We start from the raw sequence: 15,580 nt of genomic DNA on the forward strand, positions 1-15,580 counted from the left end.
AACCGTGCCTTTTGTCTATCCAGTACTACTCGTCAATCTTGCCATTGACGCTCTTCAACCCGTCGGCCGCCTTCCTGGCGAGCCCCTCGGCGAAGGAGAGAACCTGCTTGCCACGGTGCTTGAGTCCCCACTCGGTCACAACTTTGAGGGAATCCCCCACAAATGATCCGTCGAGCTTAGATTCGCCGAGCTCCCGCTCGGTAAAGGTGATCGGAACTTCGCGCACGTCAAAGCCCATTCGCAGGACGCGGCGGGCGATGTCGGTTTGGAAGATGTAGCCGGCGCTGGACAGCTCGTCAAAATCGAGTGCCTCGAGAACCTCCCGCTTGAAGGCACGGTACCCGGCGGTCATATCCGTGAGACCACCGCCGAGCATGAGGCCGATGTAGAGGTTGCCTCCCTTGGACAGGACGTACCGCTTCTTTGGCCAGTTGACCACCTTGCCACCGGGCACGTAACGGGAGCCGATGACCAGGTCCGCGCCGCGCTCGATTTCCTGCAGGAGCTTGGGCAGGTCCTCCGGGGCGTGCGAACCATCGGCATCCATCTGGCAGATGACCTGGTATCCACGGTCCAGGCCCCACGTGAATCCCTCAACGTAGGCCGCGAGCAATCCCTCCTTCGCCGTCCGATGCACAGCGTGGATGCGGGGGTTGTCCGCCGCCAGCCCGTCGGCCACCTCGCCGGTCCCATCGGGGCTGTTATCGTCCACAACGAGGAGGTCAACCTCGGGGACGGCCTTCATCAGCCGCGCGGAGATCAGGGGGAGGTTTTCCCGCTCGTTAAACGTCGGGATGATAACCAAAGTGGTGTTGTCAGCCATAGAAACTACGTTACTCCTTGCTGTGAGACGGAACTGTGGTCAGTGTTGCCAGAACCCGGTCCTTGCCAGGCCGGCGGCGCGCGGTGAGCGCGGCGCAGATAAACGCCAGGATGCCGACAATTGTCAGCCCCCATTGGATATTTCCGCCCCAGCGCGCGGCGGGCGTAAGCCCCTGCTTGAGCGGGAGGCTAGCCACAAGTTGGTCCTGTGTGAAAATCTCGGAGTGGTCACGCACGCTTCCGTCCGGTGCGACGATCGCGGACACACCGCTGGTGGCGGCGACAACCACGGCGCGGTCCAGCTCCTTCGCGCGGAACCTGCTCATGGCGAGCTGCTGGTAGGTCATGTCGGTGAACCCGAACGTGGCGTTATTGGTTGGCGTGGCCAGAAGTTGGGCTCCTGCGCGCACCGCGTCCCGGTAGGCGGCGTCGAAGGCGACTTCGTAGCAGGTAGCAATCCCGACGGCGACGGTGCGGCCCAGCGTCGCAGCAACCATGTGCACCACGCCGTTGCCGTCGCCTGGCTTGAAGTTGCCAGCCTGGTCTACGTAGGGAGAAAACAGGCGGAAGAAGGAACGAAACGGCATCCACTCGCCAAAGGGCTGCAGGTATTTCTTGTGGTGGTACTCCCCTGTCCCCAGCTTCGGGTCGAACACCACCATGGTGTTGCGGGGTCCGACCTCATCGCGCGTGATCGTTCCCACCACAACGGGTGCCTGCACACTCGCCACGGCTTCCTCGATGAGGGCCCTTGCCTTCTTATCTGCGAACGGATTGACATCGGAGGAGTTCTCGGGCCAGATGACGAGGTCGACCGGCTCGGTGACTTTCTTGGTCGATTCCACGTGGTTGGCCAAAACCGCCCGTTGCTGGGCGTTGAAATCCAAACCCATGCGGGGAACGTTGCCCTGGATCGCGGCAACGGTCACTCTCTCCCCCGTGTCCGTCGCCGACGAGTTTGTCAGCGGCAGGGCGCTGATACTGGTGAGCAGCACGACGAGGACGAGGCTCACGCCGGGGACGAAGCGTCGAGAAGCAACAAGGGTAAGGCCCAGGGCCGCAAGGACAGCAGCAAAGGTGACGAGCGCGGGCCCACCGACCGGGGCGAGCAAGGCCAGCGGACCGTTGATCTGGCCCCACGCCAGGCGTACCCACGCGAACCCGCCAAACGGCCACGAGCTGCGCAGAAACTCCACCGCAACGTAGGCAAACGGGAAGAACGGCGCCCACAGGCGGCTGCGGAGCATGACAACGCCCGCCGCGCCGATGAGCGCGCCGTAGAGCGCCTCCGTTACCGCCAGCGCCACGTACGGGAGCGCCCCAACGAACTCCCCCACCCACGGCAGGAGCAGGAGGTAGCAGGTAAGAAAGTGGACAACGCCGAGGAGCGCCCCGGCCCGCTTCGAGGAGGCCGTGCCCCACGGAACGAGCGAGCCAATGAACAGCGCCGCGCCCACGAGGCCGAGGAACCAATAGCCGTGTGGCTCGTAGCTGGTGTATGCCAGCGCACCGCCGGCGGCGGCGAGCAACAACCGGAGGAGGATCACTGGTCCTCGTCCTCGGGGCGCGTGGTCATTTCGGACTCCCACTGTGCGATGTCATCGGAATCGATGACGGTGTGGTCACCGCCGAACGTGCCGAACTTGTTCTCGCGCTGAGCCTGCGGCACGCCGGTAGCAAATCCCGGGAAGAAACCGCCACGGGATTGCGAGAACATCGAGGTAGCCATGGAGTCCACCTGCTCCTGGAGGCGCGTTGCGATAGCCCGGCGGATCAGTCCCCGCGTCGGCCCGAAGATCAGCACAAGGCCGAAGAGCGTGGACAGGTAACCCGGCAGCGCCAAAGCGACGGAACCCATCGTGATGAGCCCATTATCGCCGAGGACCTGGCCGGCGCTGGCCGTTCCCTCCACCGCCCGGGCCATGAGCTTGCGCGATTCGTACATGGCAAAGCCGGTGCCGAGGACGAGGAGCAGCAGCAGGCCGATAAGCGCCCAGCCCGCGCCGAGGAGCGAGGCCACCGCCCAGAACGTGAGCCCCTCGAGCAGAACATATCCAAGAAATAGTGCAACGAAATTCATCATGCACCATTGTAATGAGACCGAGCGCCCCGGATGTCCACGTTCGCTACCAGTGAAACGTCTGTGGCTTGTCGACGTCCTCGTGCTGGGCTGAGCTCACCACCGTGCGGTTTACTCGTCCTCCTCGTCATCCCCCTCGGCCTCGGCCTCCATATCGAGGAAGGTCTGCTTGAGGGTGTCCAGGTCCTCCTCGGAGGGGTTCTCCCACAGCCCGCGGTCGGCGGCCTCGAGGAGGCGTTCTGCGATGTCCCGCAGCGCCCACGGGTTGGATTCCTCGAAGAACTCGCGGTTCTCGCGCACGTAGCTCTCGGTGAGCTGCTCGTACATCCAGTCGTCCATGAGCCCGGTGGTGGCATCGTAGCCGAAGAGGTAGTCCACCGTGGCGCTCATCTCGAAGGCGCCCTTGTAGCCGTGCTTCTTCATCGCGGTGATCCAACGGGGGTTGACCACGCGGGCACGGAACACGCGCCTGGATTCCTCGTGGAGGGTGCGCGTCTTGACGCTCTCCGTGCGGGTGGAATCGCCGATGAAGGCGTCGGGGTCCTTCCCCGTCAGGTGCCGCACGGTGGCCACCATGCCGCCGTGGAACTGGAAGTAATCGTCCGAATCGGCGATGTCGTGCTCTGCGGAGTCGATGTTCTTGGCGGCCACGGAGATGCGCCGGTAAGCCGTCTCCATCTCCTTTACGGCCTTCTCGCCGTTGATACCGCGGCCGTAGGCGTAGCCACCCCACTCGGTGTAGACGGCGGCGAGGTCGTCGTCGCCGTGCCACTGGCCCGAGTCCATGAGCTGCAGCAGCCCGGCCCCGTACGTGCCCGGCTTGGAGCCAAAGATGCGCTTGACGTGGGTGCTGCCGGCAGCAGTCGAGTCGGCGTGCGCGTGGGCGCGGACGAAGTTGGACTCGCTGGGCTCGTCCAGGCCCGCGACGAGCTGCACGGCGTCGTCGATAAGCGAGAGAACGTGGGGGAACGCATCGCGGAAGAAACCGGAAATGCGCACCGTGACATCGATGCGCGGGCGACCCAGCTCCTCCAGCGGGATGGCCTCAAGGCTCGTGACGCGGCGCGACCCCTCATCCCACACAGGCAGAACGCCGAGGAGCGCGAAGACCTCGGCGATATCGTCGCCGGAGGTGCGCATGGCCGAGGTGCCCCACACCGACAGGCCCACCGACCGCGGGTAGGCGCCGTCGTGGTCAGCCTGGTAGCGCTCGATGAGTGAATCGGCGAGCAGCTGCCCCGTCTCCCACGCCAGCCGGGACGGGATGGACTTGGGGTCCACCGAGTAGAAGTTCCTGCCGGTGGGAAGCACGTTGATGAGCCCGCGCATGGGCGAGCCCGAGGGGCCAGCCGGGATGAACTCGCTGTTGAGCGCCCGGATGATCTGGTGGACCTCGTTCTTGGTCTCGTTGAGGCGCGGCACGATTTCCGTGCAGGTGAACGTGAGGATGCCGCGCAGCGCCTCGCGGTCCGTGCCCGCTGGCAGCTCGGAGGCCGCGATGACGGAATCCACCACGGCGGCGTCGAAGTCGCGCTCGTCCAGGGCTGTGAGCAGGGCCTCCGCCACCTCCTGGGTGGAGTCGGTGCCCGCACGGTCCTCGCCGTCGTCCTTAACATCAAGGCTCAAGGCTTGACGGATGCCGGGGAGTGTCTGCGTGCCGCCCCACAGCTGTCGTGAGCGCAGCATCGCCGCCAGCAGCTCGATGCGGGTGCGGCCGGTGGGAACCTCGCCCAGGATGTGGAGGCCGCCGCGGATGGCGACATCCTTGATCTCGCACAGCCAGCCGTCCACGTGCATGAGCATGTCATCAAAGACGTCCTCATCGGGGCGCTTCTCCCAGCCCAGGTCCTTGTCCATCTTGGCGGCGGTGAGAAGCGTCCAGATCTCCTGGCGGATCGCCGGCAGCTTGGACGGGTCGAGGGCGACGAGGTTCTGGTGCTCGTCGAGGAGCTGTTCGAGGCGGGTGATGTCGCCGTACGTTTCCGCGCGCGCCATGGGCGGGATCATGTGGTCCACGAGCGTGGCGTGGGCCCGGCGCTTGGCCTGCGTGCCCTCGCCTGGGTCGTTGACCAGGAACGGGTAGATCATGGGCAGATCGGCGATCGCCTGGTCCGGGAAGCACTCGCTGGACATGCCAATGGTCTTGCCGGGCAGCCACTCGAGGTTGCCGTGCTTACCCATGTGGACGATGGCGTCGGCACCGAACGTCTCCCGCAGCCACAGGTAGGAGGCGAGGTAATGGTGGGTGGCGGGCAGGTCCGGGTCGTGGTAGATGCCCACGGGGTTATCGCCAAAGCCGCGGGGCGGCTGCACCATCACTACAACGTTGCCAAACCTCAGGCCGGCCACGTAGATGTCCTGCGTCTCCGGGTGCACGTAGAGCTCGCCCGGGGCCTTCCCCCACGCCTGTTCCATCTTCTCGCGCAGGGATTGAGGCAGCGTGTCAAAGTACTTCCGGTACGTGGCGGCGGGAACGCGCAGCTCGTTCTTCTCCATCACCTCGGGGGTGAGCCACTCCGGGTCCTGGCCGCCGGCGGCGATGATGGCGCGCATGAGCTCGTCGCCGTCGAGATCGTCGTAGCCTGGGATGGCCGACGTATCGCCGAGATCGTAGCCCGCATCGGCCATGGCGTGGAGCACGCGCAGGGTGGAGGCCGGCGTATCGAGCCCGACGGCGTTGCCGATGCGGGCGTGCTTGGTGGGGTACGCCGAAAGCATGACGGCGATCTTCTTCTCCGCGTTGGGCTTCACGCGCAGCATCGCCGTGTTGATGGCGAGCCGGGCCAGCCTTGTGCAGCGCTCGGGGTCGGCCTGGTAGGAGATGAGGCCGTCGGCGCCGTATTCCTTGAAGCTGAACGGCACGGCGATGATGCGGCCGTCGAACTCGGGGACGGCTACCTGGCTGGCCACGTCCATGGGCGACAGGCCCTCGTCGGACTCCTTCCACGCCTCACGCGGGGTGGTGAGGGCGAGCCCCTGGATGATGGGGACGTTGAGTTGCGCGAGGTGCTCGACGTTCCACGCCTCGTCGTCGCCGCCCGCGCCCACGCCGGCCGGCTTGGTGCCACCGGCGGCGAGCACCGTGGTGATGATGGTGTCGCACGTGCCGAGCACCTCGAGGAGCTCGGGGGCGGGTTGGCGCAGCGACGCAGAATACACGGGCACGGGGACTCCCCCGTTGTCCCGCACCGTCTGGGCGAGCGCCTGCACGTAGGCGGTGTTGCCGGCGAGTTCCTGCGCGCGGTAGTACACGATGCCGATGCGGGGGGTGTTCCCCTCACGTGCCGGTGCCTGCACCTCGTCCTCGTAGCCCGCGAGGCTCCCCCACATGGGCAGGTGCTGTGGCGGCTCGAAGCCGAAGCCGGTGAGAAGGAGTGTATCGGAAAGGAAGTAGTAGAGGTTGGCGAGGTTGTGCGGGGCGCCCTCGGCCAGGTACGTGTGGGCCTGCGTGACCACGTTGGAGTTAACCGTGGACAACTCGGTGAGCTCGGCATCGACGGCGAGCTCGCCGGAGACGCACACCACAGGTTTGCCGGTGGTCAGGATGGTTGCTAGCCCCGTCTCCCACGCCCGTTTGCCACCGAGCAGCCGGACGATGATGACCTCCGCGCGGTCGCACAGATCGGCGAGGCGCTCCGAGGTGAGGCGGGTGGGGTTGGCTACTTCGAAATCGACGTCCGGTTCCTCGTTGGCAAGCGTGGCGGTGAGGAGGTCGGTGTCCGAGGTGGAGAGCAAGCAAAACATGCGCTCCAGTTTACTTAGGGTGGCCTACCAATTCCATGAGCCAGTCAGCGTTGCGGGTCAGCGTAGTGAAGTACGGCAGGTTGTGGTTGATGGAGGTCCTGCCGGGGACATCGGGAAGCGCGGATTCCCAGTACGCCAGCGGTGCTCCGGCGCCCTGCCACCGGCGGGCGAGCTCACGGACGGGGCCCACCGGGATGACATCGTCGTGCGCCGAGCCCCACAGGAACAGGGGCACCGAGGGGATCGCTCCCGTCTTCCCCAGCTTCTGGCGTTCGATGGTTGCACTCACTGCGGGTGCCGCCCCGCGTGTGAGGAGCTCGGTGAGGGAGAGCCCGGACAACGTCCACGATGCCGTGGAGTGGTACCGAGATTGCGCGAGCATCCCGCCTGCGCATGTGGACAGGTTGACTCCGATCTCGGAGAGTCCCGTCTCGTTGAAGAGTGAGGCGAGTTCGGAAAACTCGGCATCGCCCTGCGCCGCGAGCCCGGCAATGGCATAAGACAACACGCCGACGAGCATCGTGCCGTCGATGTAGTCCAACACCGCACTCAGGTCGACCGGTGGCGCCCCGGCCACCGCTGCGCGCAGGGGGAGCCCGGCGGCGTACGACGGCCGCTCCAGCGCCGAGCACACCGCCCCACCGCCCTGCGAGAACCCCCACAAGCCGAGGGGTGAGCCGGGTGGGATGCCGAGGTTGGTGGCCGCCCGGACCGCGTCGACAAGCGAGTGACCGGAGGCGATGTGATCGCAGTAGTACTGGATGCCGGTATCCGGGTTGCGGGGATAGTCGGTGAACACCACGTTGGCGCCACGGGCGACGAAATAGTTGAAGGTGGGCAGCTCGTAGGCGGCAACAAAGTCGAAGGGGCGGCCCGGCAGGAGCCGGAACCCGAGGGCGAGCGAGACCGAGGGGTCGCAGTGCTTGGCCACCCCCTGTGTGGCGGGGGCGATGGCGATGGTGGGCCGGGGCCCCGGGCCTGTCCACGGCAGGCGCGGGTGGATGACTCCCCCGGTGGCCGTCTGGCGGCGTCCGTGGGAGTCCGTGGTGACAAAATCCATCCGCTCGACGTGTGCCGGCACGCGCCACGGGTTGTGGCGCGGGGACCCGAGCCCGACAACGTGCATTGGCGTGTGACGGATGACGTCTCCAGGTGTGAAACCTGCCACAGCCTCTGGCTCAACAAAGGTTGGCCTAATATCGAAGAGGCCTGGTTGAAAATGTTCCGATCTGTGCTGGTGCTCGCCCCTCAGGCGGCGCCAGGCCCGCGATGTCATGAGACGTCCGATGTCTAGTGACTGTCCGGCGAGGACTCTGAGGGCGGCTGCGGTCGACTGGTTCATGCTCCCAGCTTATCTAGAATGGGTTTTATGAAACCTGTTTCCACCCTTGAGAATTCCTTTACCCTCGGAGATCGCGACCGCAAGGACGGCTGCCCCGGGGCGCTCACCATGCATCATGCAGTCGACGGCGCGATTGGCCGGGTGCGTGTCGCAGGTGGCCAGCTCACACCGGCTGGTTGGAAGGCCCTCGCCGCCATGGCCCGCGAGCTCGGCGACGGTGACATCCACCTCACCACCCGAGGCAACCTGCAGATCCGGGGCGTGACGGACGAGGACGCTTTCACCAGGGAAGTCGTTTCCTCCGGGTTCCTTCCCTCCCGCGCGCACGACAAGGTGCGCAACATCATCGCCTCCCCCATGGACGGCGAGATTGCCGACCTTGTCCGCGACCTTGACCGGGCCCTCCTCGCTTCCGACAAGGTTACAGGCTTGTCTGGGCGCACCCTCTTCGGGCTTGACGACGGCTCGGGGCTGATCTTTGCTCACGAGGTAGACTTCGGTGCCATCCGGGTCAACGACGTGTTCTACCTCATCCTCGGCGGCACCCTCACCGGCGTGCAGATGAACCATGACCAGGTGGCCGCCTCCATCGTGGCGATCGCCGAGAAGTGGCAGGAAATCCGGGGTAAGTCCTGGCGCGTGAAGGAACGCCCGGAGAAGCGCAACGATCTCATCCGCGTTCTCGACGGCGAGGTCACCTTCACCGCGCCGCCGAACATCCCGCCGAACCACGACCGCCCCATCGGCTGGATCGACCGCGACAACTCTGTCACGCTCGTGGGCGCGGTGCGCTTCGGTGTCATCCCCGCGGAGCTCGCCGATCTCATCGCCGCGACGGGCAAGAAATCCACCGTCACCCCGTGGCACAGGATCGTCATCCACGGCTTCACCGAGGCCGAAGCCGAGGAAGCCGTAAAGAAGCTGGCACCGGCGGGGCTCATCTTTGACAAGGACTCCCCGTGGCTGCGCGTCACCGCCTGCACCGGCCTGCCCGAGTGTCAAAAGGGCAAGTCCAACACGCGCCGCGACGCGCAAGAGCTCGTCGCAAGCGGAAAGGTCCCCTCGGGGCTCGTCCACTTCGTCGGCTGCGAGCGCCGCTGCGGCCACCCGCTCCAGGATCACACCGAGTACCTCGCCACCGGCGATGGCGAATACGAGGTCACCGAGGCCAAACTCAGCTGGTAAAAACCGATGACATTTGACTACATCTGTGACGGGGACGAAATCTACCGTCGCTCCTTTGCCATCATCCGTGAGGAAAGCGACCTCTCGCGCTTCACCCCGGAGCAGCAAACGATCGCTGTGCGGATGATCCACGCGGCTGGCCAGACCGATCTCGCCGGCGACATCGACATGTCCGCGGGCGTGGTGTCCGCCGCGCGGTCGGCGCTTGAGGCCGGCAAGCCGATCTTCACCGACGTCACCATGGTGGCCACGGGTGTCACCCGCAAGCGGTTGCCTGCGGATAACCGCGTGGAGTGCCTGCTGAAGGACCCGCGAATAGTGGAGCGGGTCCGCCAGTTGGGCACCACGCGCTCGGCTGCCGCCGTCGACCTGTGGGACCTCGACGGCAGCGTGGTGGCCATCGGCAACGCCCCGACGGCGCTGTACCACCTGCTCAACAAGCTGGAGGACCCGGCGGTCCCCCGCCCGGCGGCCATCGTCGGCATCCCCGTGGGGTTTGTCGGCGCGGCGGAATCCAAGCGCGACCTCGCCGCCGTGGCCGGGGACCTCGGCGTGGAATACATCACCGTTCACGGGCGACGTGGGGGCTCCGCTATCACCTGCGCGGCGCTCAACGCCCTGGCTACAAGCAAGGAGATCCTTTGACCGGCACACTTGTGGGAATCGGCGTCGGTCCCGGTGACCCTGCCCTCCTTACCGTCGCGGCCGTGGACGCGCTCCGCTCCGCGGATGTCGTGTGCTACCACGCCAAGCCGGGTGGCACCTCGCACGCGCGTGCCATCGCCGAACAATACTTCCGCCCCGACCAGATGCACGAGCTGCTCGAATACCCCGTAACAACCGGGACGCACCCCGACGGTTACGCGGCGGCGCTCGCCGGCTTTTACACGGAAATCACCGAGCGCCTTTCGGCGCACCTCGATGCGGGGAAGACAGTCGCCGTGCTCTCCGTCGGCGACCCCATGCTGTACTCCTCGTACCAGCACCTCGCCAGGCTGCTTGGCGATTACCCGCAGCGCATCATCCCCGGCATCCCCTCCGTCACCGCCGCGGCGGATGCGCTGGGAATGCCGTTGGCTGAGGAGGACGAAGTCCTATCCATCATCCCCGCCACCCTCAGCGAGGATGCCCTACACGCAAGCCTCGCCACGTGCGATACGGCCGTGTTCATGAAGCTCGGGCGCAACTTCCCCAAGGTGAAGAAGGTGCTCGCCGAACAGGGACTCCTCCACCGCGCCTACGTCGCCGTGAAAGTTGGCATGGAGGGGCAGCGGACGTGCCGGATGGACGAGGCCGATCCCGCAGACATGCCGTACTTCTCCGTCGCCGTCGTCCCCACCGCGCACGACGTGCGTAGTGATCTCGGCGGAGAGGACGTCGAGAAGCCCAAGGGAAGCGTGACTGTCGTAGGTCTCGGGCCCGGTGCCGCTCGCTGGACTACCCCCGAGGTTTCCAGGGCGCTGCGGGAGGCGACCGACATCGTCGGGTACACCACCTACGTCAAGCGGGTGCCCGAGCGCCCGGGGCAGGTCCGACACCTGAGCGACAACCGGGTCGAAGCCGAACGCAGCGAGCACGCGCTGCAGCTCGCGCGCGAAGGAAAACGCGTGGTTGTTGTCTCCTCCGGCGACCCCGGCGTGTTCGCCATGGCGAGCGCCGTCCTCGAAGTCCAACACACCCGCGGCTACGAAGATGTTCCCGTCCACGTGCTCCCCGGAATGACCGCGGCACAGGCCGTGGCCAGCCGCGTCGGCGCACCGCTGGGGCACGACTTCGCGCTCATCAGCCTGTCCAACCGCCTCAAGCCGTGGGACCAGGTGACACGGCGCGTGCGTGCCGTGGCCGGAGCGGACATGGCGATGGCCATCTACAACCCGGCCTCCAAGAAGCGCACGTGGCAGGTGCAGGAGTTCAAAGACATCGTGCTGGAGTACCGCGAGCCCGAAACGCCGGTCATCGTCGCCCGCGCGGTGGGCTCCCCCGAGGAACACGTCACCATCACCACCCTCGGCGAGCTCGACCCCTCCGTGGTGGATATGCGGACCATGCTCGTGGTCGGCGCCTCCACGAGCGTCGCCTACTCTACCGACGACGGCCCGCGCGTGTACACCTCGCGGTACTACGGAACCCCAGAGTGGGGAGAAAAGCCCAGTCAGTAGTATCCTTACTAGCACATAGACAGCACCTAAAAGGAGGATGCATTGATGAGCTCAGTAACGAAGAAGGTCATCGCTGGCGTTGTGAGCGTCAGCCTGCTGGCCGGGGCAACCCCCGCCACGGCGGCGGACAAAATCTACCCCAGCCTGCCGGCGGATCAGCAACAGTCCTCCAGCGAGGCCGACGACTGGTTCGGCTACGACGAGACCTCCAAGAACGAGTCCTCGGAACTCAAAAACGTCTCCAGCGACCTGGGCGACGAAAAGACCGCGACGTGGTTCGCCGGCCTGCCCGAGTGGCTGCAGCGCTTCCTCATGGTGCTCTCCATCTCCGCCGTGGTGCAGACCGTGTTGTTGGCGCTCCTCGGCCCTATCCGCGGCTGGGTTTTCCGGACTTTCGGAGTGTAGCTAGAGCGTCGAACGCCTCGTCCGCAGTGTGCGTCACTCGGACGGGGCGTTTTGACGTGTCTTCCAGCGCGGGCAACGGGGGGCGCTGCACGATGATGACGGGGATGCCGAGCTTTTTCGCGGCGATGAGCTTGGCGTGAGTAAGCCCGCCGCCGGAGTTCTTGGTCACCAGCGCCTGCACGCGGCTTTCGCGCTGGAGCTGTTCCTCGCCCTCCTCGGTAAACGGGCCCCGGGAGTAGATGATCTCGTGGTCCGGGGGCAGGGCGACCTCGGGCTCGTCCACGCACCGGATGACGAAGTGGGTGGCGGCGTAGGGGGCAAAGCTCGCAAGCTTCTGCCTGCCGATGGTGAGCAGCACGGTGCCAAATGTTGACGCTTCCGCCGCTGCCTCGTCCATGGAGGACACCTCAATCCACTTCTCCCCCGGCTGCTTCTCCCACGCCGGGCGGTGCAGCAGCACAAGCGGGGTGCCGGTTGTAGCCGTCGCGGTCGCCGCCGAGCGGGAGATCTTCTCGGCAAAGGGGTGAGTGGCGTCGATGAGGATGTCGATGTTGTTGTCCTTGATCCATGCGGCGAGGCCCTCCGGCCCGCCGAAGCCGCCGATGCGCACCTCGCCCGCCGGCAAAGCGGGGTTCTTCACGCGCCCGGCGAGCGAGCTCACCACATCGTCGCCCGCCTCAACGAGCCGTTTGGCAAGGTCGCGGGCCTCCCTCGTGCCGCCGAGGATTAGTGCACGCATGGGATCGTCCTCCCGTGTTCGTCGCGGGGCCGGTCGTCGGAGTAGAGGAAGCTGTCCGGGAACTGGGTGGCGGACAGCACCTTCCCCACGATGATGACGGCGGTGCGGGTGATGCCCGCCGCCGCAATGTCCTGAGGGAGCTTCTCGACGGTCGTCCGAACCACCTGTTCGTTTTCGCGCGAGGCATAGGCGACGACGGCAACGGGGCACTCCGCGCCGTAGTTCGGCTCCAGCTCGTGGGCGACGCGCTCGGCGTCGTGGGCCGCGAGGTGGATGACGAGTGTTGCGCCCGACTTCCCCAGCGTGTCGAGGTCCTCCCCCTCCGGCATCGCCGACGCCCGCCCGGACACGCGGGTGAGAATGACCGTCTGGCCGATGGTGGGGACGGTGAGCTCGTGGCCGAGGGTGGCGGCCGCCGCGGCGAAGGCGGGGACTCCGGGGACGACCTCGTAGTCGATCCCCAGGTCCGTCAGGCGCCGGACTTGCTCGGCAAGCGCCGAGTACACCGACGGGTCGCCGGACTGCAACCTGACAACGTCGACGCCCTTCTCGTGGTACGAGGCGATGGTCTCCATGATGGAGTCGAGTGGCATCCGCGCGGTATTGATGAGCTCGCAGCCCTCCGGGGTGGATTCCAGGACGCTCTCAGGCACGATAGAGCCGGCATACATCACCACCGACGCGTGCCGGATGAGCCTGTCGGCCCGCACTGTCAACAGATCCGCGGCGCCGGGGCCGGCGCCGATGAAATAGACGGTCATGAAACTTTTCCTTTCTCAGCAATCCACTGCACTACAGGAAGCGCCGGCTTGAGCGTGGTGAACCTGCCCACGGGGTGGTGCGTGCCGATGCTCACGCTCGTCAGCTCCCCGCCGTACTGACCGGCGAGTTCTAGAAGGCGCGCGACGGATTCCAGCGTCACCGCGTGGGCGACGATCCGCCCGCCCGGGGCCAGAGCGGCGTAGGCGGCATCCACCATCGCGGCATCGCTGAGCCCGCCGCCGATGAAGACGGCATCGGGACTCTCGTCGAGGCCAGCGATGGACTCGCCCGCATCGCCGAGGCTCACCGCCACCTGGCGGGAGACCCCCAGTGCCTCCGCGTTGGCGGCGATGCGGTCGGCCCGCTCGTTGTTGCGCTCGAAACAGCGGGCGCGGGTGGACGGGGTGCTGCGGCAGAACTCGATGGCGATGGAGCCCGCTCCCCCGCCGATATCCCACAGCAGCTGGCCCGGGCGGGGCCGCAGCGCCGTCACGGCGTGGATGCGGACACCGGTCTTGGTGAGCTGGCCGTCGTTGTCGAACGAATCGTCGGCAAGCCCGGGCAGCAGCGACTCCACCGGGCCGACGGGAACCACGGCCGTTACCACCAGTGACGATGACGTCTGCGGCGGGGCCGCGGCGGTGCCCTCCGCGATGGCCTCATTCGGCCCGCCGAGCTCCGCCAGCGCCGTGAGAGCGGAAGCGCTGTACCCGCGGCGCGCAAGAACCTCGGCGACCACGTCGGGAGCCCCCAGCACCAAAAACGGTCTGCCCGCCTGCGCCAGCGGCACAAGCTCATCCGGATGGCTCGTCGTCAGACTCACCACGGGGGTGTCCTCCACCGTCCACCCCAGCCGGGCGCACGCCAGAGCCGCGGAAGAAACGTGGGGAATCACCCGCATCGCGACGTCGGGAAGCAACCGGGCAAGCGTGGTGCCCACCCCGTGGAACATCGGGTCGCCCGAGGCGAGGACGACGACGGAAGCCGCAGCGGGAAACGAGTCAAACAATGGCTTCACACCGGGGACAAGGGGGCGCGGCCAGCTGTGCCGTGAGGCCGTCACCGACGCGGGAACCATAGCCAGGTGGCGGGCGCCACCGACGAGGATGTCGGCGCAGGCGATGGCATCCCGCGCCGCTGCCCCCAGGCCCTCCACACCGTCGCAGCCGATGCCGACAACGGTGATCATGCGCGCGGCGAGTTATTGAGCCGCTCGCACCCGTCGGCCGTGACAACCACGATGTCCTCAATGCGCGCGCCCACGTTGCCCGTGAGGTAGATACCCGGCTCGATGGAGAACGTCATGCCCTCCTCCAGCGGCATCGTATTGCCGGCGATGATGAACGGGTCCTCGTGCATGGACAGCCCGATGCCGTGGCCGGTGCGGTGGAAGTACGCGTTGCCGTAGCCCGCCTCGGAGATGATGTCGCGGGCAACCGAATCCACGTACTCCGCCGTCACGCCCGGACGCACCGCCTTGACGGCCTCCTCCTGGGCACGCAGAAGGACGGGAATGAACTTGGTGTAGTCCTCGCTCGGCTCCGCGCCGGGGACCACAAACGTGCGGGTGCAGTCCGAGTGATACCCGGGGCCCACCGTGCCACCGAGGTCCACAACCACCACGTCGCCGGCCTCAAGCACGCGGTCGGAGAAATCGTGGTGCGGGTTGGCACCGTTGGGGCCGCTGCCGACGATGATGAAATCGACCACGTCATGGCCCTCGAGGATGAGCTTCTCAATATCCGCGGCCACCTCGCGCTCCGTGCGCCCCGCCTGGAGCAGCGACGGCACCTGGAGGAATACGTTGTCGATGGCCTTGCCCGCGGTGCGCAGCCACTCGATCTCCTCCGGATCCTTCCGCATGAACAACTCCTTGAGCACCGTCGTTGCGAGCACGAACGTCGCGCCGGGGAGCTCCTCGCGCAGGCGGAAGAGGTGGTCGGCGGTGATGGAGGAACCGACGCCCACCGTCGCGCCGTGGGCATCGCCGCCGAGTGCAGTGGCCGCGATGGCGTAGGGGTTTTCGCCGTCGGCCCAACCGGCGATGGTGATGTCCATCTCGCCTACCGGGGAGCGGTTGAGCTCGCCCTTATCCACGCCGGGGGCGACGAGGGTGGCCGTGCCGTCGGCGGCGATGATGAGGGCGGTGAAGCGCTCGTGGGTGGAAATCCAGCTGCCTGTGAGGTAGGCAAGCTCCGCGCCAGTGCCGATGATGACACCGTGGAGCCCCCTCTCCGCGATGGCCGTGCGGGCCATGTCGAGTCGTCGTTGGTAAACAGAATGGTCGAACGTCTCAGTCATGTGGATCATTTTATACGTGCCGTGGTGCGGCTCGGTTACCC

At 66.5% G+C, this 15,580-nt stretch carries 13 protein-coding genes; 4 read left to right on the plus strand and 9 right to left on the minus strand.

The window, feature by feature from the left end:
- Positions 1-25 precede the first annotated feature (25 nt).
- The 5 genes from HMPREF1219_RS02595 to HMPREF1219_RS02615 form a co-directional block, all read right to left on the minus strand.
- Entirely contained in the window at positions 26-823 is a 798-nt protein-coding gene (locus HMPREF1219_RS02595) for a polyprenol monophosphomannose synthase (RefSeq protein WP_016457461.1), read from the minus strand.
- Positions 824-833: 10 nt separating this feature from the next.
- Entirely contained in the window at positions 834-2,369 is a 1,536-nt protein-coding gene (gene lnt / locus HMPREF1219_RS02600) for an apolipoprotein N-acyltransferase (protein ID WP_016457462.1), read from the minus strand.
- Complete coding sequence (locus HMPREF1219_RS02605; protein WP_016457463.1) at positions 2,366-2,905, minus strand: FxsA family protein; 540 nt, start codon at positions 2,903-2,905, stop codon at positions 2,366-2,368. The genes lnt and HMPREF1219_RS02605 overlap by 4 nt, the downstream gene beginning before the upstream one ends.
- Before the next feature lie 108 nt (positions 2,906-3,013).
- Positions 3,014-6,646: a cobaltochelatase subunit CobN gene (gene cobN / locus HMPREF1219_RS02610; RefSeq protein WP_016457464.1), complete on the minus strand. Its 3,633-nt coding sequence runs from the start codon at positions 6,644-6,646 to the stop codon at positions 3,014-3,016.
- A gap of 10 nt (positions 6,647-6,656) precedes the next feature.
- Positions 6,657-7,988, minus strand: a complete 1,332-nt coding sequence (locus HMPREF1219_RS02615; RefSeq protein WP_016457465.1) for a lipase family protein — start codon at positions 7,986-7,988, stop codon at positions 6,657-6,659.
- An 18-nt stretch (positions 7,989-8,006) separates the two neighbouring features.
- On the opposite strand from HMPREF1219_RS02615, the gene HMPREF1219_RS02620 reads away from it, so the two are divergent.
- Genes HMPREF1219_RS02620 through HMPREF1219_RS02635 form a run of 4 tightly spaced genes read left to right on the plus strand, consistent with a single transcriptional unit; the run spans position 8,007 to position 11,737 of the window.
- On the plus strand, positions 8,007-9,173 hold the full coding sequence (locus HMPREF1219_RS02620) for a hypothetical protein (protein WP_016457466.1): 1,167 nt from the start codon (positions 8,007-8,009) through the stop codon (positions 9,171-9,173).
- 6 nt (positions 9,174-9,179) lie between these two features.
- Positions 9,180-9,818, plus strand: coding sequence for a precorrin-8X methylmutase (locus HMPREF1219_RS02625; RefSeq protein WP_016457467.1), 639 nt, complete (start codon positions 9,180-9,182; stop codon positions 9,816-9,818).
- On the plus strand, positions 9,815-11,332 hold the full coding sequence (cobJ, locus tag HMPREF1219_RS02630; RefSeq protein WP_016457468.1) for a precorrin-3B C(17)-methyltransferase: 1,518 nt from the start codon (positions 9,815-9,817) through the stop codon (positions 11,330-11,332). The genes HMPREF1219_RS02625 and cobJ overlap by 4 nt, the downstream gene beginning before the upstream one ends.
- 45 nt (positions 11,333-11,377) lie before the next feature.
- Complete coding sequence (locus HMPREF1219_RS02635; RefSeq protein ID WP_016457469.1) at positions 11,378-11,737, plus strand: hypothetical protein; 360 nt, start codon at positions 11,378-11,380, stop codon at positions 11,735-11,737.
- On the opposite strand, the gene HMPREF1219_RS02640 is transcribed toward HMPREF1219_RS02635, so the two are convergent.
- From HMPREF1219_RS02640 to HMPREF1219_RS02655, 4 genes are read right to left on the minus strand one after another with little or no spacing between them, the layout of a single operon-like run.
- Positions 11,700-12,476 carry a cobalt-precorrin-6A reductase gene (locus tag HMPREF1219_RS02640; RefSeq protein WP_016457470.1) on the minus strand — a complete coding sequence of 259 codons (777 nt, stop codon included), beginning with the start codon at positions 12,474-12,476 and terminating at the stop codon, positions 11,700-11,702. The genes HMPREF1219_RS02635 and HMPREF1219_RS02640 overlap by 38 nt on opposite strands.
- Positions 12,464-13,237 (minus strand): precorrin-4 C(11)-methyltransferase, encoded by a 774-nt coding sequence (gene cobM / locus HMPREF1219_RS02645; protein WP_016457471.1) that lies wholly within the window; start codon positions 13,235-13,237, stop codon positions 12,464-12,466. Before cobM ends, HMPREF1219_RS02640 begins: the two co-directional genes overlap by 13 nt.
- Positions 13,234-14,427 (minus strand): bifunctional cobalt-precorrin-7 (C(5))-methyltransferase/cobalt-precorrin-6B (C(15))-methyltransferase, encoded by a 1,194-nt coding sequence (locus tag HMPREF1219_RS02650; RefSeq protein ID WP_016457472.1) that lies wholly within the window; start codon positions 14,425-14,427, stop codon positions 13,234-13,236. The genes cobM and HMPREF1219_RS02650 overlap by 4 nt, the downstream gene beginning before the upstream one ends.
- Positions 14,424-15,539: a M24 family metallopeptidase gene (locus tag HMPREF1219_RS02655; protein ID WP_425387083.1), complete on the minus strand. Its 1,116-nt coding sequence runs from the start codon at positions 15,537-15,539 to the stop codon at positions 14,424-14,426. Before HMPREF1219_RS02655 ends, HMPREF1219_RS02650 begins: the two co-directional genes overlap by 4 nt.
- Between the last annotated feature and the right edge of the window lie 41 nt (positions 15,540-15,580).

This window comes from Corynebacterium pyruviciproducens ATCC BAA-1742, assembly GCF_000411375.1.
GTDB lineage: Bacteria > Actinomycetota > Actinomycetes > Mycobacteriales > Mycobacteriaceae > Corynebacterium > Corynebacterium pyruviciproducens.

Coding starts and splice junctions, on each gene's coding strand:
- HMPREF1219_RS02595 (WP_016457461.1), bottom strand. CDS start 823: ATGGCTGACAACACCACTTTGGTTATCATCCCGACGTTTAACGAGCGG.
- HMPREF1219_RS02605 (WP_016457463.1), bottom strand. CDS start 2,905: ATGATGAATTTCGTTGCACTATTTCTTGGATATGTTCTGCTCGAGGGG.
- cobN (WP_016457464.1), bottom strand. CDS start 6,646: ATGTTTTGCTTGCTCTCCACCTCGGACACCGACCTCCTCACCGCCACG.
- HMPREF1219_RS02615 (WP_016457465.1), bottom strand. CDS start 7,988: ATGAACCAGTCGACCGCAGCCGCCCTCAGAGTCCTCGCCGGACAGTCA.
- HMPREF1219_RS02620 (WP_016457466.1), top strand. CDS start 8,007: ATGGGTTTTATGAAACCTGTTTCCACCCTTGAGAATTCCTTTACCCTC.
- HMPREF1219_RS02625 (WP_016457467.1), top strand. CDS start 9,180: ATGACATTTGACTACATCTGTGACGGGGACGAAATCTACCGTCGCTCC.
- HMPREF1219_RS02635 (WP_016457469.1), top strand. CDS start 11,378: ATGAGCTCAGTAACGAAGAAGGTCATCGCTGGCGTTGTGAGCGTCAGC.
- HMPREF1219_RS02640 (WP_016457470.1), bottom strand. CDS start 12,476: ATGCGTGCACTAATCCTCGGCGGCACGAGGGAGGCCCGCGACCTTGCC.
- cobM (WP_016457471.1), bottom strand. CDS start 13,237: ATGACCGTCTATTTCATCGGCGCCGGCCCCGGCGCCGCGGATCTGTTG.
- HMPREF1219_RS02650 (WP_016457472.1), bottom strand. CDS start 14,427: ATGATCACCGTTGTCGGCATCGGCTGCGACGGTGTGGAGGGCCTGGGG.
- HMPREF1219_RS02655 (WP_425387083.1), bottom strand. CDS start 15,539: ATGACTGAGACGTTCGACCATTCTGTTTACCAACGACGACTCGACATG.